Origin of the sequence: Streptomyces sp. NPDC127197, assembly GCF_042672405.1 — a bacterium.
Classification (GTDB): Bacteria; Actinomycetota; Actinomycetes; order Streptomycetales; family Streptomycetaceae; genus Streptomyces; species Streptomyces flavusporus.
In genome coordinates, this window is the sequence record NZ_JBHXVG010000023.1 from 121595 (window position 1) to 141711 (window position 20117).

General features: G+C 71.3%; 20 protein-coding genes and 2 pseudogenes. 16 read left to right on the plus strand and 6 right to left on the minus strand.

Annotated elements, in window-relative coordinates; translation table 11 throughout:
• The first annotated feature begins 5 nt into the window (after positions 1–5).
• From ACFVJQ_RS30375 to asnB, 3 genes are all read left to right on the plus strand, one after another.
• Positions 6–818, plus strand: a complete 813-nt coding sequence (locus ACFVJQ_RS30375; protein WP_385513401.1) for an ABC transporter ATP-binding protein — start codon at positions 6–8, stop codon at positions 816–818.
• 247 nt (positions 819–1065) lie between these two features.
• Positions 1066–2451 carry an MFS transporter gene (locus ACFVJQ_RS30380; protein ID WP_385788695.1) on the plus strand — a complete coding sequence of 462 codons (1386 nt, stop codon included), beginning with the start codon at positions 1066–1068 and terminating at the stop codon, positions 2449–2451.
• Positions 2452–2455: 4 nt separating this feature from the next.
• Positions 2456–4282 (plus strand): asparagine synthase (glutamine-hydrolyzing), encoded by a 1827-nt coding sequence (gene asnB / locus ACFVJQ_RS30385; RefSeq protein ID WP_385788697.1) that lies wholly within the window; start codon positions 2456–2458, stop codon positions 4280–4282.
• A 159-nt stretch (positions 4283–4441) separates the two neighbouring features.
• Here asnB and ACFVJQ_RS30390 read toward each other — a convergent pair whose 3' ends face one another.
• Complete coding sequence (locus ACFVJQ_RS30390) at positions 4442–4744, minus strand: hypothetical protein (protein ID WP_385788699.1); 303 nt, start codon at positions 4742–4744, stop codon at positions 4442–4444.
• 751 nt (positions 4745–5495) lie between these two features.
• Between ACFVJQ_RS30390 and ACFVJQ_RS30395 the strand changes: the two genes are divergently transcribed.
• The 3 genes from ACFVJQ_RS30395 to ACFVJQ_RS30405 all read left to right on the plus strand — a co-directional run bounded on the left by ACFVJQ_RS30395 (position 5496) and on the right by ACFVJQ_RS30405 (position 8567).
• On the plus strand, positions 5496–6386 hold the full coding sequence (locus ACFVJQ_RS30395; RefSeq protein ID WP_385788701.1) for a ParB N-terminal domain-containing protein: 891 nt from the start codon (positions 5496–5498) through the stop codon (positions 6384–6386).
• 277 nt (positions 6387–6663) lie between these two features.
• Positions 6664–7179: a hypothetical protein gene (locus ACFVJQ_RS30400; protein ID WP_385788703.1), complete on the plus strand. Its 516-nt coding sequence runs from the start codon at positions 6664–6666 to the stop codon at positions 7177–7179.
• A gap of 92 nt (positions 7180–7271) precedes the next feature.
• Positions 7272–8567 carry an FAD-binding oxidoreductase gene (locus ACFVJQ_RS30405; RefSeq protein ID WP_385513300.1) on the plus strand — a complete coding sequence of 432 codons (1296 nt, stop codon included), beginning with the start codon at positions 7272–7274 and terminating at the stop codon, positions 8565–8567.
• Between the two features lie 31 nt (positions 8568–8598).
• Here the strand turns inward: ACFVJQ_RS30405 and ACFVJQ_RS30410 are convergent, their stop codons facing one another.
• Positions 8599–9294 (minus strand): permease prefix domain 1-containing protein, encoded by a 696-nt coding sequence (locus tag ACFVJQ_RS30410; RefSeq protein ID WP_385788705.1) that lies wholly within the window; start codon positions 9292–9294, stop codon positions 8599–8601.
• Positions 9291–9632, minus strand: coding sequence for a PadR family transcriptional regulator (locus ACFVJQ_RS30415; RefSeq protein ID WP_385513298.1), 342 nt, complete (start codon positions 9630–9632; stop codon positions 9291–9293). The genes ACFVJQ_RS30410 and ACFVJQ_RS30415 overlap by 4 nt, the downstream gene beginning before the upstream one ends.
• 535 nt (positions 9633–10167) lie before the next feature.
• Here ACFVJQ_RS30415 and ACFVJQ_RS30420 point away from each other — a divergent pair.
• From ACFVJQ_RS30420 to ACFVJQ_RS30450, 7 genes and pseudogenes are all read left to right on the plus strand, one after another.
• Positions 10168–11292: a cytochrome P450 gene (locus ACFVJQ_RS30420; protein WP_385513297.1), complete on the plus strand. Its 1125-nt coding sequence runs from the start codon at positions 10168–10170 to the stop codon at positions 11290–11292.
• A gap of 5 nt (positions 11293–11297) precedes the next feature.
• Positions 11298–11567, plus strand: a complete 270-nt coding sequence (locus ACFVJQ_RS30425; RefSeq protein ID WP_385788707.1) for a ferredoxin — start codon at positions 11298–11300, stop codon at positions 11565–11567.
• A 65-nt stretch (positions 11568–11632) separates the two neighbouring features.
• Positions 11633–12934, plus strand: a complete 1302-nt coding sequence (locus ACFVJQ_RS30430) for a cytochrome P450 (protein ID WP_385513295.1) — start codon at positions 11633–11635, stop codon at positions 12932–12934.
• A gap of 102 nt (positions 12935–13036) precedes the next feature.
• On the plus strand, positions 13037–14014 hold the full coding sequence (locus ACFVJQ_RS30435; protein WP_385788709.1) for an L-tyrosine/L-tryptophan isonitrile synthase family protein: 978 nt from the start codon (positions 13037–13039) through the stop codon (positions 14012–14014).
• A pseudogene (locus ACFVJQ_RS30440) lies at positions 13980–14735 on the plus strand (dTDP-4-dehydrorhamnose 3,5-epimerase family protein); the annotation flags it as partial. The gene ACFVJQ_RS30435 and the pseudogene ACFVJQ_RS30440, both read left to right, overlap by 35 nt.
• A 228-nt stretch (positions 14736–14963) precedes the next feature.
• Complete coding sequence (locus ACFVJQ_RS30445) at positions 14964–15950, plus strand: NADPH:quinone reductase (RefSeq protein WP_385788726.1); 987 nt, start codon at positions 14964–14966, stop codon at positions 15948–15950.
• Between the two features lie 186 nt (positions 15951–16136).
• Positions 16137–16850 carry a TetR/AcrR family transcriptional regulator gene (locus ACFVJQ_RS30450; RefSeq protein WP_385788711.1) on the plus strand — a complete coding sequence of 238 codons (714 nt, stop codon included), beginning with the start codon at positions 16137–16139 and terminating at the stop codon, positions 16848–16850.
• 15 nt (positions 16851–16865) lie between these two features.
• Here the strand turns inward: ACFVJQ_RS30450 and ACFVJQ_RS30455 are convergent, their stop codons facing one another.
• Entirely contained in the window at positions 16866–17570 is a 705-nt protein-coding gene (locus tag ACFVJQ_RS30455) for an NAD(P)-dependent oxidoreductase (protein WP_385788713.1), read from the minus strand.
• A 220-nt stretch (positions 17571–17790) separates the two neighbouring features.
• Here ACFVJQ_RS30455 and ACFVJQ_RS30460 point away from each other — a divergent pair, with 220 nt between their 5' ends.
• Positions 17791–17970, plus strand: a complete 180-nt coding sequence (locus ACFVJQ_RS30460; RefSeq protein ID WP_385513291.1) for a hypothetical protein — start codon at positions 17791–17793, stop codon at positions 17968–17970.
• 51 nt (positions 17971–18021) lie between these two features.
• Entirely contained in the window at positions 18022–18885 is an 864-nt protein-coding gene (locus ACFVJQ_RS30465) for a Rieske 2Fe-2S domain-containing protein (protein ID WP_385513290.1), read from the plus strand.
• A 23-nt stretch (positions 18886–18908) separates the two neighbouring features.
• On the opposite strand, the gene ACFVJQ_RS30470 is transcribed toward ACFVJQ_RS30465, so the two are convergent.
• The gene (locus ACFVJQ_RS30470) at positions 18909–19109 is read right to left on the minus strand and encodes a hypothetical protein (protein ID WP_224733903.1); all 201 of its coding nucleotides are present in this window, start codon (positions 19107–19109) and stop codon (positions 18909–18911) included.
• Between the two features lie 134 nt (positions 19110–19243).
• On the opposite strand from ACFVJQ_RS30470, the gene ACFVJQ_RS30475 reads away from it, so the two are divergent.
• Positions 19244–19903 (plus strand): hypothetical protein, encoded by a 660-nt coding sequence (locus ACFVJQ_RS30475; protein ID WP_385788716.1) that lies wholly within the window; start codon positions 19244–19246, stop codon positions 19901–19903.
• 123 nt (positions 19904–20026) lie between these two features.
• On the opposite strand, the pseudogene ACFVJQ_RS30480 reads toward ACFVJQ_RS30475, so the two are convergent.
• Positions 20027–20117: pseudogene (locus tag ACFVJQ_RS30480) on the minus strand (FMN-dependent NADH-azoreductase); the annotation flags it as partial.

Genomic DNA, 20117 nt, shown 5'->3' on the forward strand with positions numbered 1-20117 from the left:
CCACTGTGAGGATCGACGTCGAGGACCTGCACGTCGCGTACGCGGGCCGTACGGTCGTCGCCGGAGCCCATCTGATCGCGGACGAGGGCGAGATCACCGGCCTCGTCGGCCCGAACGGCAGCGGCAAGTCCACGCTCCTGCGTACGGTCTACCGGCATCTGAAGCCCGCCGCGGGCCGGGTGCTGCTGGCCGGCACCGACCTGCGCGAGCTGAGCCCCGTCCAGACCGCCCGGCGCGTCGCGGCGCTCCCGCAGGAGCGGGGCGGCGACTTCGAGCTGACCGTGCGCGAGGTCGTCGCCATGGGCCGTACGCCCTACAAGCGGGCGTTCGCCGGGGAGGACACCGTCGACCGGGACATCGTCGCCCGCGCCCTCGCGGACGCCGGCATGGCCGAGCACGACGGGCGCCGCTTCACCGAACTGTCCGGCGGCGAACGCCAACGCGTCCTGTTGGCCCGCGCCTTCGCGCAGCAGACGGAGATCCTCGTCCTGGACGAGCCCACCAACCACCTGGACATCCGCCACCAGGTGGAACTCCTCGCCCTGTTGCGCGCCCAGCGCCGTACGACCCTGGTGTCGCTGCACGACCTGAACGCCGCCGCCTCCGTCTGCGACCGGCTGCATGTGCTGCACGACGGCGGCGTGGTGGCCTCGGGCCCGCCCCGCGAGGTCCTGCGGCCCGCCCTGCTGGCCGAGGTGTTCGGCGTACGGGCGGCCGTCGTGGAGCACCCACTGACCGGCGACCCGCTGATCGCCTTCGACCACCGGTCCCCGGCGGACACGACGGCGGCCGAAGTGCTGGACGCCGGCGCCGTCTAGCCGTAGCTGCGGGCAGTCGTGCCGCTGGGGCGGCACGGGTGGGCGATGGGGGTCCCCCCGCTCGAGCGAAGCCGAGAGTGGGGGAGGGTGGGCGCAGCGGCACCCCGCAAGCGCCGGGCTGCGCACCCACCCCGCCCCAGCCCGGCAGCTCGGGAATGTCGATATCCCGGGAACTCACCTCCGGCCTCCCCCGACTCCTGAGACGGAGGCTGCTGCTCGGCAGCCCATCTATGGGGAGGGCCGAAGCGTGACGGACCAACAGGCCGCTCATAACGAGGACCGCTGGTCCCTGGTCGCCGTAGCGGGCGTCCTCTCGTTCGTCGCGATGCTGGACATGAACATCGTCAACGTGGCACTCGCGGACATCGCCGACGGCCTGAACGTCTCCGCCGCGACCGCGCAGTGGGCGGTACTGGGCTACCAACTTCCCGTCGTCGCCCTGCTGCTGCCCGTCGGCCGGTGGCTGGACGGGGTGGGCCTGCGGGCCGCGCTGCTGTCCGCCACCGCCGGCTTCGCCCTGTGCAGCGCCGCGGCCGCCCTGGCGCCGTGGGCGGCCTGGCTGATCGCGGCCCGGGTCGGGCAGGGCGCCTGCGCGGCAGTGCTGTTCGTGCTGATGCCGGTGCTGGCGATGCGGTCGGTACGGCCCGAGGTGCGCGGGCGGGCGATGAGCGTACCCGCGACCCTCGGCCCGCTCGGCGCGGTGACCGGGCCGGCGGTGGGCGGGCTGCTCCTCGACCAGCTGGGCTGGCGCTGGGTGTTCCTGGTCAAGATTCCGTTCTGCCTGCTGGCGCTGCTCGTGGTCCGGCGGGCGATGCCCCCGGACGGCCGGCTGCACGCCCCCGACCGGCGGTCGCTGGCCGACTCCTCCCTCGTGGCCGCCGGTGTGACGGTCCTGCTCCTCGCCCTGACCCTCGCCTCCGACGGCCCCGCCTGGCTGGCGCTCGCCGTCGCCGCCGTACCCCCGCTGTGGTGGTGGCTGCGCGGACCCGGCGGCCGCCCGGTGACCGGGGCCCTGCGGGCCTCGGGGCTGCTGCGGGCGCACGGCGCGGTGCTGTCGCTGGCCGCCGGGTTCGCCGCCATGCACTACGTCGTCGCCCTGCACCTCCAGCGGGAGGACGGGGTCAGCGCCACCGCCACCGGGCTGACCGTGCTGGCCTTCCCTCTCGGCATGGGCCTGGCCGGCCCCCTGGGCGGGCGGCTCGCCGACCGGTACGGCCCCCGGCGCGTCGCCGTCCTCGGCGCCAGCCTCACCGCCCTCGGCCTGCTCCTGCTCGTTCCGCTGGGCGACGGCTGGTCACCGCCCGACGTGGCCTGGCGGCTGGCGCTGGCCGGCGTCGGCATGGGCCTGAACGGCGGCCCCACCCAGGCCCTCGTCATGGGCGCCGCCCCGCCCGGCCGGGCCGCCACGATCGGGTCGGCCCTGCAGCTCGCCCGCAGCCTCGGTTTCACACTCGGTCCGGCCCTGGCGACGGCGGCCTGGGGCCTGGCGGGTTCGGCGGGCGGGGCGCGGGCCGGGCTGGCGCTGGCCGCGGGCGCCGCCTGTCTCGCCGTACCCCTGCTCGCCCTGCCCGCCCACGCCCCGGCCGTCCGGGTGCCCGAGAAGTCCGTCGACGTACCCCTCACCCAGGAGTAGTCCCATGTGTGGAATCACCGGCTGGGCGTCCTTCCACCACGACGCCCGCCCGCAGACGCGGGTCATCGAAGCCATGACCGCCACCCTCGCCCCGCGCGGCCCCGACGCGGGCGGCGTCTGGCTCGGCGAGCACGCCGCGATCGGCCACCGGCGGCTGGCCGTCATCGACCTCGAGGGCGGCGCCCAGCCGATGCCCGACCGGCCCGGCGCGCCGACCACCGTGCTCAGTTACAGCGGCGAGGTGTACAACCACCACGAACTGCGGGCCGAACTCCGCGGCCGTGGCCATGACTTCCGTACCCGCAGCGACACCGAGGTGGTGCTGCGCGCGTACGCCGAATGGGGCGAGGACCTCGCCGAGCACCTGGACGGCATGTTCGCCTTCGCCGTCTGGGACGAACGGGCGCAGCGACTGCTGCTGGTGCGCGACCGGCTCGGCGTCAAGCCGCTGTTCTGGGCCGCGGTCGACGGCGGCCTGGCCTTCGCCTCCGAGCCCAAGGCCCTGTTCGCCCATCCGGAGTTACGGCCCCGGGTGGACGCGGACGGACTCCGGGAGGCGTACAGCCTGCTGTTCAACACCGGCCCCACGGTGTGGTCGGGCGTCCGCGAGGTCGAGCCGGGCGGCCTGCTCGTGCTGGACCGGGACGGCATCCGTGAACGCCGCTACTGGCAGCTGGAGATCGGCCGTCACACCGACGACCGGGAGGCCACCGTCGAACGCGTCGGGCAGCTGGTCGGTGCCGCCGCACGCAGCCAGCTGGAGGCCGACGTCCCGCTGTGCAGCCTGATGTCCGGCGGGATCGACTCCACCGTGCTGACCGCGCTGCTCGCCGACGAACTCCGGCTGCGCGAGGGCCCGGACGCCCGCATCCGGTCGTACGCCGTCGACTACAGCGACCAGGCCGAGCAGTTCACCGGCGACGTGCTGCGCACCGGTCACGACACCCCGTACGCCACGGAAGCGGGCGCCTTCATCGGCACCGACCACTCCACGGTCGTCCTCGACCCACGCTCCCTGCTCGACCTCGAGCACCGGCGGGCGGTCGTCGTGGCCCGGGACTCGCCGATCGGCGTCGGCGACATGGACACATCGCTGTACCTGCTCTTCGGCGAGATCCGCCGGCACTCCACCGTCGCCTTGTCCGGCGAAGCCGCCGACGAGGTGTTCGGCGGCTACCCGTGGTTCCACAACCTCAAGGCGCTGAACGCCGGCACCTTCCCCTGGCTGCTGGTCACCGGGGACGAGGCCGCCATGCCGCTCAACCCGGAACTCGGGCTGCGGATCGGCGAGTTCTGCGCCGACACCTACCGCAGCGCCCTGGCCGAGGTCCCCCACCTCGACGACGAGACGCCGGCCGAGCACCGGCAGCGCGAGATGCAGTATCTGTCCCTGACCCGCTGGCTGCGCCAACTGCTGCACCGCAAGGACCGGCTGAGCATGGCGCAGGGGCTGGAGGTGCGCGTCCCCTACTGCGACCACCGCCTGGTCGAGTACGCCTTCGCCACCCCGTGGGACCTGAAGAGCTTCGACGGCCGGGAGAAGAGCCTGCTGCGCGCGGCGGGCGCGGGCCTCGCGCCGGACTCGGTGCTGTACCGGCCCAAGAACCACTATCCGGCCACGCACCACCCCGACTACAACCGCGGACTGCAGATGATGGCCCGCGACGCGCTCGCCGACGACCAGGTCCGCGCCATCGCCGACGAGACCCGGATCAAGCCCTGTCTGGACACTCCGGCGGACCGGCTGGAGTGGGGCCACCGGCTGCGTCTCGAGCGGGTCGTCGACCTGGCGCTGTGGCTGGACCACCACAAGCCGGAACTCGCCGTGTGAGGAGCCCGGTTCATGACGCTGACCAGGGAAGGCGGTGATGCCGTCGACAGGACGGGAGAGGGAAGGAGACAGGTGGTCCCGCAGCTGGTGAGGCGTGCCGTTTCCGCGCCCGTCACCAAGGCCCGCACCTGTGGAGCGGCTCGGCCGTGACGGACGGTGTCAGAGGAGGCGGAGCCCGACCGGCGGGCCTCTGCGGGAGACGACGTGATGGAGGAGCATCCGGACCGGTGCGGGGACCTCGTCGTGCGCCGGTGGCGCGGCGGCCGGGCGCCGTTTCGGGACGGCGGCCTCGGTGAGGCGCCCGGCCGGCTCGAGCGGAGCGCCCCGTGCGAACCGGGTGACCACCGTGGCGCCGGCCACCACCGCGGATCCGCGTGCGCGGCCCGACAGCCGCGAGGCGAGGGCGAGCACCGCGGCGAAAGGCGTTGACGTGCGCACAGCCATGCGGAACGTGCCGTTCACCGGCCGGTGCGGAACCCGTCTTCCAGGCGTTCCACGAAGGACGGGGTGGTACTGAGAAACACGGCCTCTCCTGCTGCGCACGGTTCCGAGCCCTCGCCCCCCGGACTGGCCGGAAAGCGAACCGGAACCGCTGAACGACGCTGCCCACTGTCCGTATGTCGGATAGATTCGAACTGCGTTACGGGGAATTGCAGACAGGGGGAGCCGTGTGCTGTCTGACGACAGATGGACGCGACAACGACGGCCAAGTCGTCGAAATGTGGCAACCAACGGGGCGTAAAGGGGTCTTCCCGCCCGCACTCCGCCTGCCCGTCGGGCATGGGGTGTCTCGGGGCGCTGACTGCTTGTTCTGCTCGTCGGAATGTTCCTCCCGGCATCGTGTGCGATGACCGGCAACTGAGACTCCGCATCTGGTTTCCCGCCGTATCAGCGGCGCGGCACTCGTGAGCGTCGCTCTGTCACACTCTCGCCGGTATCCCGGATCGGAGCACTCCCGTGTGCGCACCGCGGTGCCTGCTGGTCGGGAGGCAGTCGACCGCGACGACAACCAACCGCCGCACGACGCGAGGAACAAGCCGATCAGCGCCTGGAGAGCTGAGAGTAAATGAATACTCAAACAGTTGAGCGTTTCCGGCCGAATCTGTCCGAGATACTTCCCGAGTTGACCGTCGGTGGGGCGCCGCTCGGTTTCGCCGCCCTTGAACGCCGATCGGTTCCGATAGATTCCTTGATACCTGCGGACTCGCCGAGGATGAAAGGGATCGACCAGGGTCACGTCGACGTCCTCAAAGAGGTGGAGGCGCGGCTTCCGCCGATAGTCGTCCATCGGTCCACATGGCGCGTCGTGGACGGGATGCACCGACTGGACGCCGCCCGGCGCCGCGGTGACACCACCATCGACGCCTACCTGCTCGACGTACCGGAGCGGGAGCTGTTCGCGATCTCGGTGCGGTTGAACACCGCGCACGGCAGGCCCCTGTCGTATGCCGAGCGAGTGGCCGCTGCGGGGCGATTACTTCGCGAGAACCCGGAGATGTCGGACCGGCATGCGGCGTTGGTGGCCGGTCTGTCCGCCCGGACGGTCGCCCGGATCCGGCGTTCAACGGGGGACGATCCGCACCTGAACACGCGGATCGGCATGGACGGCAAGGTCCATCCCCGGGGTGTGGCGCAGGGGCGGGAAGAGGCCGGCCGGCTGCTCACCGAACGGCCGGACGCCAGCCTGCGTGAGGTCGCGAGGGCCGCGGGCATCTCGCTGGGCACGGCCCACGACGTCAAGATGCGGCTGTTGCGCGGGGAGGGTCCCGTGCCCAGCGGCAGCCGGTCGGTGGCCGCGGAGCAGCAGTCCAAGCAGAGCGCCCCGCGGGCCTCGCGCGAGGCGTCTGCGCAGCCCACGGCGGAACTCCTCAAGCGGCTGCGCAGGGATCCGGCGCTGCGCTCGACGGATTCCGGGCGGGTGGTGCTGCGGCTGCTCGCCATGCACGACCTCGACACCTCGGCGTGGACGAGCATCGTGATGAACCTGCCCACGCACTGCACGGACGCCGTCGCGATGCTGGCCCGGCAAAGTGCGCTCAGGTGGACGCAGTTCGCCGAGCGACTGGAACAGGAAGCGATGGCCCGGACCGGAACCGGCGAATGACTTTTACGCCCGCTTGAACATTCCGGCGACTATCGCGCTGCGAGGCCACCGAGGCGATCGCCGAGAACGGCCGGATCACCGGGCTGCGCTACCGCGATGCCACCGGTGAGCACGAGCGGCAGCCGCTCGTCGCCGACCCGGGACGAGCTCCGGTGCGACGTTCCCCGGCGCCGCAGCAGGCCGGAAATAGGTAGGCAGCCTACTCACGGTGGGGGATCTGTGCTACCAATGGGTTGGTAGCAAACGTATTTGCAGCCAATCCAGAAGGGACCCTCCGGTGACCAAACTGCTGCTCTCGGTGCATGTGCTGGCGTCGATCGTGGCGATCGGCCCGATCACGGTGGCGGCATCGATGTTCCCCCGCTTCGTCAAGCCGCAGACCGGGGACGACGACCAGAGCGGGGAGGAGCGCACCCCCGCAACCGCGGCGCTGCTGCACCGGATCTGCCGGGGGTACACCGTCGTCGGCGTCGCCGTACCGGTCTTCGGTCTCGCCACCGGCGCGCAGATGGGCGTGCTGGGCGATGCCTGGCTCATCGCCTCGGTCATCCTCACCGCGATCGCCGCGGCCCTGCTGCTGATGGCGATCCTGCCCGGTCAGGAGCGGCTGCTCGCCCAGCCCGCCGGCGCGACTGCGGGCGGCGGCGCGGGTGCGGCCGGGGACACCACCACCGCGGAGGCGACCCGGTCCGCGGCGGCGCGCCTGGCCATGGTCACCGGGATCTTCAACCTGCTCTGGGCCGTCGTGGTCGTTCTGATGATCGTCCGCCCCGGCTCCACGACCGGTGCCTGATCGCCGTACGCCCGCAGACCCGCCCCACCTCTGCGCAGTCGAGAACATCGAGAACGTCGAGAACGCCTGGAACGCCGAGAACGAGGACAGATATGACCCTCTCGAACGCAGCCTCCGGTCTTGCCGGGACCCTGGCCGATTCCGTAGCGGGCCCGGTGCTGCTGCCCGACGACAGCGGTTTCATCGAGGAACTGGCCAGTTTCCAGCTCGGGTTACGCCACCAGCCCGACCTCGTGGTCGGTGCACGCCGGGTCGCAGACGTCCGGACCGTGCTGCAGCTGGCCGGTGAGCACGGGGTTCCGGTCACCGTGCACAACACCGGACACGGGATGCGCTTCTCCGCCGACGAGGGCGTCGTCCTGACGCTGCGCCGGATGAACGGCGTGCTGATCGACCCTGCCACCCGCACCGCCCGCGTCGGCGGCGGGGCGACCTGGGACGACGTCCTGGCGGCGGCGGCACCGCACGGCCTGGTGCCGCCCAGCGGCAGCCTGGGCTGCGTGGGCGCCGTCGGCTACACCCTCTGCGGCGGGATCAGCCTGCTGGCCCGCTCCGACGGCTGGGCCAGCGACCTGGTCCGCTCGTTCACGGTGGTCACCGAGGACGGAGAGGAGCGGGAGGTCGGCCCGGACGACGCCGAGTGGTTCGCCCAGCTGCGCGGCAGCGGACCGATGCGGGGCGAGGTCGTCACCGAGATGACCATCGGCCTGCTGCCCGAGGGGCGCCTGCAGGGCGGCGGGCTGACCTTCGACATCGGGGCGACGAGCGCCGAGGGCGACCCGGCGGTGCTGCACGCCTTCCGGGAGTGGACGGCCGACCTGCCCGACGAACTCACCTCCACCCTGCGGGTGATGTCCTTCCCCGACCTCGACTACCTGCCCCCCATGTTGCGCGGCCGGCGCATCGCGCGCGTCGCGGTCGCGCTGCGCGGCACCGAGGAGGACGCCGACCGGCTCGTCGCGCCGCTGCGGAAGGTGGCGCAGCCGATCGAGGACACCCTCGCCCCGATGCCGTTCGCCGAGTACCCCCGGGTGCACGCCGAGCCGGACAGCCCCGGGCCGTTCATCGGCGAGAACCTCCTGGTCGACGCGCTCGACGTGACGGCCCTGGAGAACCTGGCCCGGCTGACCGGACCCACCATGGTGATCGTGAACATCCGTCACCTCGGGGGAGCCCTCTCTCGTCCCGCCGCCGTCCCCGACACCGTGCAGGGCCGCGATGCGCAGTACCTCGTCGCGGCGGTGGCGCCGGTCGACCCGCTCGTCTCGGTCACCCACCCCGGGGCCGCCCACGGCCAGGCCAACCCCGGCTGGGCACTGGAACCGTTCGGCACGGCCAAGGTCGGCGTCAGCCCCGGTTTCAGCGTCGGACCGCGCGGCCGTAGCTGACCCCCGGTCCGCACCGCGCAGACGCTCGTGGTCAGCGCTCCCCGGAGCCCGGTGCCTCGATGACCGGCAGCCGGGCGCAGCGCCGGCAGGAGCGGGCCGAGCCCGCCATCAGGGCGTGCGAGGTGGCGGCGAGGGCCCCGGCGAACGCGAGCAGCGGCCAGTCGGTGCCCAGCGCGGCCGCGATGGCAAGGGCGAGGGTGGCGACGGCCATGGACACGCTGGCGACGGTGCCCGCCCATGCGACGGTGAGCGGCAGCCGGTCCGGCGTCGGCAGCCAGCGGGCGAGCGTGCCGGTGGCCGCCAGGGTCACGGCGGCGAGCAGCGCGGCGCCGGCCGAGACGCCGGCCAGGTGGACGGACAACAGCTGGGCCGTGCGCGGCAGTTGCCAGGTCTGGTCATGGCCGGCCTGCTGGACCAGATACCAGCAGGCGATCACGAAGGGGATGGTGAGTGCGACGGCCCGCGCGGTGTGCCGGGCCTGGACGATCGTCAGCTCGCGCTGCCAGCTCACCACGAGTTCGTCGGCGGTGCCGAACTCGCGCACCGCCTGGTCGGCAGCGCGCTGATACGTCAGCCCCGCGCGGGTGCGTTCCGACACCGCGTCCGTCAGGTCCTCACGCACCTCGGCCACCATGCGCGCCTTGGTGCGCGCCGGGCCGTGCAGGGCGGCGGCCAGCGTGGAGACGTAGTCCTCGATGGGGTCGGTCTGCGGGGTGACGGGGCTCATGTGGCGGCTCCGGGCGGCGTGACGGGGTTCAGGACCGAGCCGATGGCGGTAGTGAACTCCTGCCACGCCGTCCGCTCGCTGGCCAGCGTCCGACGTCCGGCGTCGGTGAGCTCGTAGCACCGCCTGCGGCGTTCGCCGGCGGACTGCCAGCTGCTGCGCAGCAGCCCGATGCGCTCGAGCCGGTTGAGCGCCGGATAGATCGTGCCCGTACGCAGTTCGAGTGCGCCTCCGCTGCGCTGCTGGACGGCGGTGATGATCGCGTAGCCGTGCAGGGGCCCGGGTTCGAGCACGGCCAGCAGCAGTCCGTCCAGGTGGCCGCGCACTGCATCCTGTCTCATAAGTCGGCAGCCTACACAACTCGGGTATTGGTGTGCTATCTATTGGCGGCCAATGTATGCCGACGGCGACGGCCCGGCGTATCCCGTCACCATCGGCGCGCGTGCATGGCCGCGACGTGAACGCCCACAACAAGGCGGCGGGCAGCGCTGAACGGGCGCTGTCCGCCGCTGTTTTGCGGAATGCGAGCCTCGATTTCGAACGCCTTCCGCCTGATGGTTTCTGTGAGAGGATCCCCGAGCGACAGGCCGGGTGTGACACGGTCGCAATGCCGTCGGCCGACGACCGGCCAGTCCTGCTCGACGAACTTTCGTTGGATCTATTGGTCCTCGCTGCTGGAATTCCGCGTAACCCGTCCCCGGGGCACGCGTCGAGGCCGCCGCCACCCGAGTGTCCCGGCTCTGCAGTTTCCGCATGCGACGGACGATTCACAGAAGGGGGAAACCCGTGAGCGTCACGGAATTGGCCAAGGATACTTCCCGGCCTCCGCAATACCCTTTCGGCCCCGTTGTCCGGCTCGATCTGAATCCCCGTTACATGGAGCTGTGCCGGACCGAGCCGGTGTCCCGGGTCACCATGCCGTACGGCGGTCAGGCCTGGCTGATCACCGGTTACCACGAGATCAAGGAGTTTCTCGCCGACCCCCGGTTCAGCTCCCGCTGGGCCACGGAACCCGACACCGCGCGGGTCACGCCCCTGCCGCTGCGCCCCGGGAACCTGCTCAGCACGGATCCGCCGGACCACGGAAAGATGCGCAAGATCGTCGCGCACGCGTTCCGGCCGCGCATCGTCTCGGAACTCACCGACCGTATGCGGGAGCTGGTCACCACGGAACTCGACGCGATGGAGGCGGCCGGCCCGCCCGGCGATCTCGTCCAGCGCCTGGCGATTCCGCTGCCGGTACGCATGATTGTGGAGTTGTTCGGCGTCCCCTACGAGGAACGGGCGGAATTCCGCAGGTACTCCGATGTCTTGGTGGCCACCTCCGCGCACACCAAGGAGGAGGTGAACGAGGCCCGGGACGGACTCGAACAGTTCCTGCGCAAGCTGATCTCGTTACGTCGTGCCACTCCCTCCGACGACCTGATATCGGTCCTCATCGAGGCGCTGGACACCGGGCAGATGACGGAAGTGGAGGCCGTTCGGACCGGTATCGGCATTCTCATGGCCGGCCACGAAACCTCACTCAGCATGATCTCCGACGTGTCGTTCCTGCTGCTGGCCCAGCGTCATCTCTACGAGCAACTCTTGGCGGACCGAAAACTGTTGGACCCCGCCATCGAGGAGATGCTGCGCACCATTCCGCTGCGATCGACGGGCAGTTTCCCGCGCCGGGCCGCCGAGGACGTGGAGATCGGCGGGGTTCTCATCCGCAAGGGCGAGACGGTCATCTTCCAGCGGGCCGCGGGCGACCGCGACGAGCGGGTTTTCGAGGACCCGGAGACCATCCGCTTCGACCGTGAGCACAATCCGCATCTCGGTTTCGGCCACGGCATTCACTACTGCCTCGGAGCAGCCCTCGCCCGCGCCGAACTCAAGGCGGCGATAGGGGGATTGCTCGACCGTTTCCCCGGACTGCGCCTCGCCGGCTCGGTGGACGACGTCCCGTGGAAGCCCGGCCTGATCGCACGGGCCCCGGAATCCCTGCCGGTCACATGGTGATCCCGGTGCCGTCCGGCCGTGGTGAGCCCACCGAAACCCGGACCCGGGACCGGGCCCAGTGGCGGCTCGAAGTCGACCGTATCGCCTGCGCCGGCTCCGGTCTGTGCCTCGCCACCGCGCACGGCCGGCTGCGCCTGGACGCCGGCCGGGCCCGGGCGGTGGCCGAGCTGACCGATCCTGACGCCCGTGTGATCGACGCCGCAGAGATCTGCCCCATGGAAGCGATCACGGTAAGCGACGCGCGGACGGGCGAGATCATCGCGCCGCAGCAATGACCGGGCGGGAGAGAACCCGCGAATTCCCCGTCCCCACCTTTCCCTCACGAAGGAAGCGCCCCGCCATGCCGAACTCCGAACCGCTGCCCCTCTACGGCAAGAAGTACAAGACCGACCCGTACCCGCTGTACCGAAAGCTCCGCGAGGAGGGCCCGGTGCACCGGGTCAACTTCCCCAGCGGCGTCAACGCATGGCTGGTCACCGGCTACGAGGCCGCGCACAGAGCGCTCAACGACGACCGTCTCGGCAAGAACCACGACCTCGGCAACAGCGCCTGGCGCGAGCGCGCCGCCATCATGCCGGAACCGCAGCACTCCCAGCTCCAGGTCCATCTGCTGCACCAGGACCCGCCGAAGCACACGGTGATGCGGAAGATGGTCACCGAGGCGTTCGCCCCCCGCCATGTCGAGCGCATGCGGCCCCGGTTCGAGGAGATCGCCACCGAACTGCTCGACGCGGCCCTCGACAACCCCGATGCCGGGGAGATCGACGTCGTCGGCGCCTTCGCCGCGCACTTCCCCTTCCGCGTCCTCGCCGAAGTGATCGGCCTGCCCGAGGCCCTGGCGGCGCGGTTCGACCGCGACTGGGGCAAGGTCGTGCAGCCCGTCGGCCCCACCGACCCGCAGCGGCCGGTGTACGAGGGGCGCCTGCGCGGGCTGCAGGGCTATATCGCCGAGGTCACCGAGGACAAGCGCCGAAACCCCGGCGACGACCTGCTCACCAAGCTCGTCGTGGCGTGCGAGGAGGGCGCGATCAGCAAGGAGGAGCGCGACTCCGTCGTCTTCCAGCTGCTGGTCGCCGGACAGGAGCCGGTGACCAACCAGATCACCACCGCCCTCGTGGCCCTGCTGCGCCACCCCGCCGAGCTGCGCCGGCTGCAGGACGCCGTGCGGGACGGCGAGGCGGGCGAGCAGGGGCTGCTGGCCCGGGCCGTGGAGGAACTCCTGCGCTACGACAGCGCCTTCGAGCTCACCACCTGGCGGTTCTTCGCCGAGGACGCCGACCTCTTCGGCACCCGCGTCCCGGCCGGCGACTCGGTCATCGTGTCGCTGAGCGCCGCCAACCGCGACCCGGAACGGTTCCCCGACGCCGACACCCTTGACCTGGACCGCACACCCAACCCGCACCTGGCCTTCGGCCACGGCATCCACTTCTGCCCGGGTGCCGCCCTTGCCCGTATCGAACTCCAGATCGCCCTGCGCGCGCTGCTCACCCGGCTGCCCGGACTGCGACTCGCCGTCGCGGACCAGGACCTCGAGTGGATCGGCGCCGTCCTCGCACGCGGCGTCAACCAACTGCCCGTCTCCTACGGCACCTCACAGGCAGCTCCGGCCACCGGCTGCCCCGTACGGCACCGAACGAACTGAGCGTCCGGCCGCCGTCCCCCGGCCACGTACCGCAGAGCTGCCACCCGACGGCATCTCTGCGTCCAGCCTTCAGCGGAAGCGAGTCGATGACCCATGTCCCAGATGTCCACCACCTTCACCCATGCCTCCGCGGCCGAACGCGTCAGCCGCGAGATCCTGGAACTGCTGCTCCCGCACCGCAGGGCGGCCGAGCCCGATCCGCACCTGGACACCGCCGACGACTTCCCGGAGCAGCTGCGCCAGATAGGCGACTTCGTCCGGCGGGACGAACCGGTGATCTTCAGCCTGCCCGGCTTCCCCTGCAAGTCGCCCAACCCGGACAAGGTCCTCAGCCACTTACCGGACCACGGGGAGCGGCTGGCGCTGCGCTTCCTGGGCTCTCTGTGCGCGGAGATCGGCAAGGTGTACGCCCCCGGCGCGAAGATCCTGATCTGCTCCGACGGCCATATCTTCGGTGACGTCATCGGCGTCCCCGACGAGCACATCGACGCCTACGGCAGCGAGCTGCGCGCGATGATCCGCGCCGAGGGCCTCGACGCGGATCTCGACACCTTCGACCTGAAGGACGTCTACGGCCCCGACCTCTCGTACGACGAGAAGCGCAAGGTCGCCGCCGAGACCCTCGGCCCGTCGGTCGAGGAACTCCGCGAGGAGGTGCGCAGCGACGAGTCCACCCTGCGCATGTACCGCGGCATCACCAAGTTCCTGATGGAGGACGTGGCCGAGTGGGACGGCTCCCGCTCGGCGCTCCAGCGGGACTGCCGCCGCCGCGCCTACGAGGTCATCGTCCGCAGCCGGGCCTGGGGCGAGCTGATCGCCGAGCACCACCCGCGCAACGTCCGGCTGTCCATCCATCCGCAGAGCCGAGGTGAGGCCAAGTTCGGTATCCGGCTGGTCGGCGCGGCCGACGTGTGGACCACGCCGTGGCACTCCGTGGTGCTCCGGCACGCCGACGGCACCTGGCAGCTGATGCACCGCCGGGACGCCGAGCGCCTGGGCCGCGAGGTGTACGAGGACGGCCGGCCGAGCCACTTCGAGGCGACGGCTGCCGACGGGGCGGCCGAGGGGACCGGCGCATGAAGGGGATCATCCTGGCCGGCGGCCACGGGACCCGGCTGTATCCGATCACGCTGGCGTCTCGAAACAGATGCTGCCGGTCTACGACAAGCCCATGATCTACTACCTGCTGTCCGTGCTGACGCCGGCCGGCATCACCGAGATCCAGATCATCGCCGCCCTGCAGGACGTCCCGGGCTTCCAGCGGCTGCTCGGCGACGGCTCCCGGCTCGGACTGCGCCTGGAGGAGAAGCCCGAGGCACCGCGCTCCAACCTGGCCGTCACGGGGCTGTACTTCTACGACAACGACGTCGTCGACATCGCCCGCGGGCTGCGCCCCTCCGACCGCGGCGAACTGGAGATCACCGTCAACCGGGCCTGTCTGGAGCGCGGGAAGGCCGAGTTCGTCCAGCTGGGCAGGGGCTTCGTCTGGCTCGACACCGGCACCCACGACGCGCTCACCGAGGCCGGCCAGTACGTGCTGGAGATCACCACTGTCAAGGACATCAGCCACAACGTGTCCGCCCGCGGGGTGCTCCGCGGCATCCACTACACCGCCACCCCGCCCGGCCGGGCCAAGTACGTCTACTGCCCGTACGGACGGGTGCTGGACTTCCTCGTCGACCTCAGGGTGGGGTCGCCCACCTTCGGCCGGTGGGAGGCCACCGAGCTCAGCGGCGCGGACTGCCGTGCGCTGTACATCCCGGTCGGCGTCGGCCACGCCTTCCTGTCCCAGCAGGACGACTCGATCGTCGTGTACGTGATGTCGGAGGGGTACGTCCCCGAGCACGAGCTGGCGGTGTCCGCTGTTCCTGACGGCGGTCCTGCGGGCCGCGGAGCAGGGCGGCGCACCCTACTCGGCCGTGCACTCCGAGGAGGGCGGCCGCCAATCGGGCGGTCGCTCCGCGTTGGGGTGACAAAGTGGCACCGCGCTCACGGCGCCACGGCAGCACGCGATGACACCATGCGGCCCATGAAGGCTGCCTACATCGAGCGACTCGGCCCGGCGGACGCCATTCGCGTCGGCGACCTCCCCCCGCCCCGAGGAGGGCCGACGGACGTGCTGGTCGACGTCCTCGCCACGCCGGTCAATCCGGTCGACACGTTCGTCCGCTCCGGGGCCTGGCGGACCCCGGTGACCTTCCCGTTCGTCATCGGCCGTGACCTGGTCGGCACGGTCACCGCCGCCGGCGACGGCGTGACCGGCTTCGCGGTCGGGGACACCGTGTGGTGCAACAGTCTCGGCCACGCCGGACGGCAGGGCGCGGCGGCTCAGCAGGCGCTGGTGCCGGTCGACCGCCTCTACCGTCTGCCGGACGCGGTGCCGCCGACGGACGCGGCAGCCGTGCTGCATCCGGCGGCCGCGGCCCACCTCGCGCTGTTCACCCACGGCGGGCTCCGCGCCGGCGAGACCGTCCTCGTGGTGGGAGCCGCCGGAAACGTGGGAAGCGCCGCCGTGGTACTCGCCGCCGAGGCCGGCGCCCAGGTGATCGCGACCGCCAGTGCCGGCGACGCGGAGTACTGCCGGATGCTCGGGGCCCGGGGCTGCGCGGACTACCGCGACCCGGAACTCCCGCAGCGGCTGCGGGACCTGGCGCCGTACGGTATCGATCTCGTCGTCGATGCCGCCGGCTGGAACGACCTGCCGGCCGCGGTCGACCTCCTCGCCTTCCACGGCCGGATCGTGGTGTTCGCCGGCCTGCGCGCCCGCCCCGTCCTGCCGGTCGGGCCGCTGTACCTCAAGGACGCCACGGTCACCGGCTTCGCCATCTCGCACGCCACGACCGCCGAACTCGCCGACGCCGCGCGCTCCGTGAACCGGCTGCTGGCACGGGGGAGTCTGCGCGCCCGGGCGATCGAGGAGGCGCCGCTGAGCGCGGCCGCCGAGGCCCACGCCCGGATGGAGCGGGGCGAACTGCGCGGCCGGCGTCTCGTGCTGCGTCCGGACCTCGACTCCTGAACGCGCAAGGCGACTTGACGGACCCGTGCAGGGGAGACCGTGCGCCCCTCGGTCACCGCCATGGCGCTGACCCGAGCAGGTCTCGAACAATGATCGGGTACCAGTACATTGATCGAGCGCGCCGATCAATGTACTACCATGAGGCTCGCCCCTACGAAGAGCCGGGAAAGGGCGGTGGGTGTCATCGTGAGCAAGCCGCGGAGCAGCGGTCGCGCGAGCTCCGGAGCCGCGCAGAGCGTCTGGCTGCGCCGCCCGCCCACGCCGCGCAACGAGCCGCCGCTGTCCAGGGAACGCATCACCGAGGCGGCGATCGCCCTGCTGGACGAGGAGGGCATGGAGCGGTTGACCATGCGCCACCTCGCGGAGCGTCTCGGAGTCGGTGCCACGACCCTTTACTGGCACATCGACACCAAGGACGACGTCATCGACCTGGCGATCGACGCCATCTTCGCCGAGGCCCCGCTCCCCGAAGGGGACACCGGTAGCTGGCGGGAGAACGTGGTGGCCCTCCTCTCCGGATGCCGGGCCATGCTCCTACGGCACCCGTGGTCCGCCGCGCTGCCGCTGCGTCGCCGGCCGTCGATCGGGCCGAACTTCCTGACCTGGCTGGAGTTCCTACAGGCGAACCTGGCGCGGGCCGGGTTGGAGGGGCGGCAGGTTCAGGCCGCCTGCTGGGTGCTGTACAACCACGTTCAGGGTTCCACCGCCAGTCAGTCCAGCCTGCGCTGGTCCGGCGCCGAACGGACCGCTGCGCAGGAGCAGTTGAGGATGCGGCAGGAGCAGTACCCCACGCTGGTCGAGTACGAGTACATGCTGGACGACGCCTGGGACGAGAACTTCGAGCTCGGCCTGAAGTACGTCCTCGACGGACTGCAGGCGCAGATCGCCGCCTCGCGCTGACGCCCGGTCCGGCGGTTACTTCTTGTTGCCGCCGATGTGCAGGGCCTCCTTGACGAAGACCTGGAAGTAGCTGGGCACGCCCTGGGTGGTGATGACCTCGACGGTGGCGCCGACGTTGCGGTTGTCGACACCTTCGCGGACCAGTGCGTCCGCGAGGTCCTTGCGCGAGGTGAACCAGCCCGGGTGGCGGGTTGTGCTCACGACGTAGTCGGTCGTGGCCGTACCGTCGAAGAGGCCGGCGGGGCGGATGATCGTCCAGTCCAGGTCGCCGGCGCGCACGATCTCCTCCATCCGGGCCGCGTCGTCGTACAGGGGGCGGCCCATCCTGAGCAGCACCGGCACGATCAGCTTCCGGAAGATGAAGGACTCGCCGGGGGCGTCCTCGTAGTTGACGCCGATGGAGCTGACGCAGACCAGGCGCCGGATGCCGTGCGACTGCATGGCCTTGACGACGTTCGCGGTGCCCTCCGAATAGACGGTCACCGGCTCCTTGGTGTACGGCACGCCGACGGTGGAGATGACCGCGTCATGGCCGGCCACCGCGCGGTCCACGGCCTCGGCGTCCATGATGTCCGCGCCGACCACCCGTAACGCGGCGTCGCTCAGCGGGAAGGCGTCGGGTCGGCGGGTCACGGCGGTGACGGAATGGCCCTCGGTGAGCGCCTGCTCCGTGGCCAGCCGCCCGGTCGGGCCGTTCGCGCCGAAGATGACCAGTTTCACGAGTTCCTCCTGCCGGCCGACTTCGTGCCGGACAACGATCGGGTATTCGTACAGCGATCCAGCTCCAGAACAACGTACCAGTCCCGGATCGGGGGATGAGGAGCGGGGATTCCGCGCTTCGACATGCGGCGCACGCACCTGGACTCGTCCCGGTCGGGCTCGGGCTTCTTTCGCCCCGCCGAAGGAGGACTATGGGGTTAGCGAGCGAAGGAGGCCCGTCATGCAGTCCAGAGCCTCGGATTCCGACCAGTGGCTGTACGCTCTCACCCCGTCGCAGGCCGAAGGCGAACGCAACGAACCGGGCGAGCGCAGCGCCATGGAACAGCACCCGGACGTGCCCAGGACCGAACCCTCCCAAGCCGAGGGCGAGCGGATGGAAGACGTCTCGAGGAGAGAGTGAGCTACCGGGACGGGGGCGTTTTCGCCGGGGTGATCGGGTAACCCGGCGTACATGCGCAATCCCCTGTCGAAGATCGAAGCGCTGGAGGACGCCGAGCACCTCGACCGCATCGCGACCACCATACGGACGCGCGTCCACGCGCTGCCCCTCGGGCCCGTACGGGACGCGCTGCGCGGCCGTTGGCAGGGTCACCCGCTGCACCCGGCGCTGGTGCAGGCTCCCATCGGGGCCTGGACGTCCGCTGCGCTGCTTGATCTGACCCGCGGCAACGAGCGCGCGGCCCGACTGCTGGTCGCCACGGGGCTCGCCACCGCGGTCCCGGCCGCTCTGGCGGGGGCCGTCGACTTCGCGGACCAGTTTCCCGAGCAGGAGCGCGTGGGCGTGGTGCACGCGGCGGCGAACACCACGGCCGTCGCCTGCTACGCGGCCTCGCTCGTGGCCCGCAGCAGGGGGCGGAGCGGCCGGCTGCTCGGCTTCGCCGGACTCGCGGCCGCCACGGCCGGCGGGTTCCTCGGCGGCCACCTGGCGTACCGGCAGGCGGCCGGCGTGAACCACAGCCAGTCCGTGCCGCACCTGATCTACGAGGGTTGGCACCCGGTCGGTGACCCGGAGGAGTTCCCGCGCGGCAGTGCCGTCCGGCGAATGGTCGGGGAGGTCCCCGTGCTGCTCGTGCGGGACTCCGAGGGCACCGGAGAGCTGCACGCGCTGGCGGACCGGTGCGCCCACCTCTCGGGTCCCCTGTCCAAGGGCGAGATCAGCGACGGCTGCGTGATCTGCCCCTGGCACGGCAGCACGTTCCGGCTCGCGGACGGCGCCTGCGTGGCCGGACCGGCCACGGCACCGCAGCCTTCCTTCGACGTACGCCTCAACGACGGCCTGGTCGAGATCCGGCTGAGGGAGGGACACGCGCAGTGACGGCGCCGGACGGCAGGTGGACGTCAGCGGGCGCAGCCGACGTCCAGCACCTCGATCACGTCACCACGGCGGGTGTACACAAGCCAGCACCATTCACCGAACGCTGCGGCCAGATCCGCGACCTGTGTCTCCGGGTCCTCGGCCACGGCCTGGATCAGCGTGATGATCTCCTCGTGCGCCGCATCCGGGATGTCGAACAGCACGTCGGCGGCCCGTTGGATCATTTGGACTTTCATGTCGACCCCCGCGACGGCCGGAGCAGCTACGACCAGGGTTCCCACACCACGATAAATCCAATTACTCCGCCCGCACCTGCGGCAAGTGGCCGATCCGCGCCGACGGGCGCACGCTGGAAACCATGAGCGTGCACCCGTCATCCGACGCTCCCCGCGTGCTGCCTGCGCTGTCCCCGATGCTGGCGGTGATCGGCCCGCCGCCGGGACCGGAAGCCGAGGCCGAGTACGCGTACGAAACGCTCTGGAACGGGGCCCGCGTGATCGTCCACCTGCCGGGGAACGGCAGCCTGCAGCTGCTGGCCGGCAACGGGATGGACGTCACGGCCCAGTACCCGGAGCTCCAGGCGCTGGCCGCTCTGCTGCCCGGCCCGGAGGCGGTGCTGGACGGGGAGATCGTCGCCCGGGACCTCGAGGGCCGCCCGTCCGTGCAGCGGCTGCAGCAGCGCATGAGTCTGCACCACCCGGACGCGATCGCGCACGGCGCCAGGGATCTGCCCGTCAGGCTGATGCTCTTCGACATTCTTCATCTCGGGGAGCCGACCGTGCATCTGCCCTACACCGCGCGCCGCGACCTCCTCGACGACCTCGCGCTGTCCGGACCGGCCGTGGCCGTGCCCGCGGCCTGGCCCTCGATGGCAGTCGAGGCAATGGAGCAGAGCGCCATGGAGGGCTACGACGGCGTGGTCGCGAAACGCCTCACCAGCCCCTACCTGCCCGGGCGCCGCTCCCGCGACTGGATCAAGATCAAGCACCTGGACTCGGACACGGACACGGACAAGTGATGACCGAGCACAGGACCGGAACACGTCAGGAGTGGCTCGCCGACCTCTTCGGCGGACGCTCACAACTCTGCACCAGGTCACGGGAACGCCGTGTGACGTCACACGGCGTTCGAGAGGTGCCGCTTACGCGGCGAGGCGTTCGGCGAGGGTCTTGGCCTTGGTGGCGGCGTCCTGGAGGGCGCGCTCGCGGGAGGCCTCGAAGAGCGGCACCAGC

What these genes read in the sequence shown, in the direction of transcription:
- ACFVJQ_RS30405 (WP_385513300.1), top strand. Translation starts at nt 7,272, where the DNA reads ATGACCCTCTCGAACGCAGCCTCCGGTCTTGCCGGGACCCTGGCCGAT.
- ACFVJQ_RS30470 (WP_224733903.1), bottom strand. Translation starts at nt 19,109, where the DNA reads ATGATCCAACGGGCCGCCGACGTGCTGTTCGACATCCCGGATGCGGCG.
- ACFVJQ_RS30465 (WP_385513290.1), top strand. Translation starts at nt 18,022, where the DNA reads ATGCGCAATCCCCTGTCGAAGATCGAAGCGCTGGAGGACGCCGAGCAC.
- ACFVJQ_RS30395 (WP_385788701.1), top strand. Translation starts at nt 5,496, where the DNA reads ATGAAAGGGATCGACCAGGGTCACGTCGACGTCCTCAAAGAGGTGGAG.
- ACFVJQ_RS30420 (WP_385513297.1), top strand. Translation starts at nt 10,168, where the DNA reads ATGGAGCTGTGCCGGACCGAGCCGGTGTCCCGGGTCACCATGCCGTAC.
- ACFVJQ_RS30430 (WP_385513295.1), top strand. Translation starts at nt 11,633, where the DNA reads ATGCCGAACTCCGAACCGCTGCCCCTCTACGGCAAGAAGTACAAGACC.
- asnB (WP_385788697.1), top strand. Translation starts at nt 2,456, where the DNA reads ATGTGTGGAATCACCGGCTGGGCGTCCTTCCACCACGACGCCCGCCCG.
- ACFVJQ_RS30435 (WP_385788709.1), top strand. Translation starts at nt 13,037, where the DNA reads ATGTCCACCACCTTCACCCATGCCTCCGCGGCCGAACGCGTCAGCCGC.
- ACFVJQ_RS30460 (WP_385513291.1), top strand. Translation starts at nt 17,791, where the DNA reads ATGCAGTCCAGAGCCTCGGATTCCGACCAGTGGCTGTACGCTCTCACC.
- ACFVJQ_RS30410 (WP_385788705.1), bottom strand. Translation starts at nt 9,294, where the DNA reads ATGAGCCCCGTCACCCCGCAGACCGACCCCATCGAGGACTACGTCTCC.
- ACFVJQ_RS30445 (WP_385788726.1), top strand. Translation starts at nt 14,964, where the DNA reads ATGAAGGCTGCCTACATCGAGCGACTCGGCCCGGCGGACGCCATTCGC.
- ACFVJQ_RS30475 (WP_385788716.1), top strand. Translation starts at nt 19,244, where the DNA reads ATGAGCGTGCACCCGTCATCCGACGCTCCCCGCGTGCTGCCTGCGCTG.
- ACFVJQ_RS30415 (WP_385513298.1), bottom strand. Translation starts at nt 9,632, where the DNA reads ATGAGACAGGATGCAGTGCGCGGCCACCTGGACGGACTGCTGCTGGCC.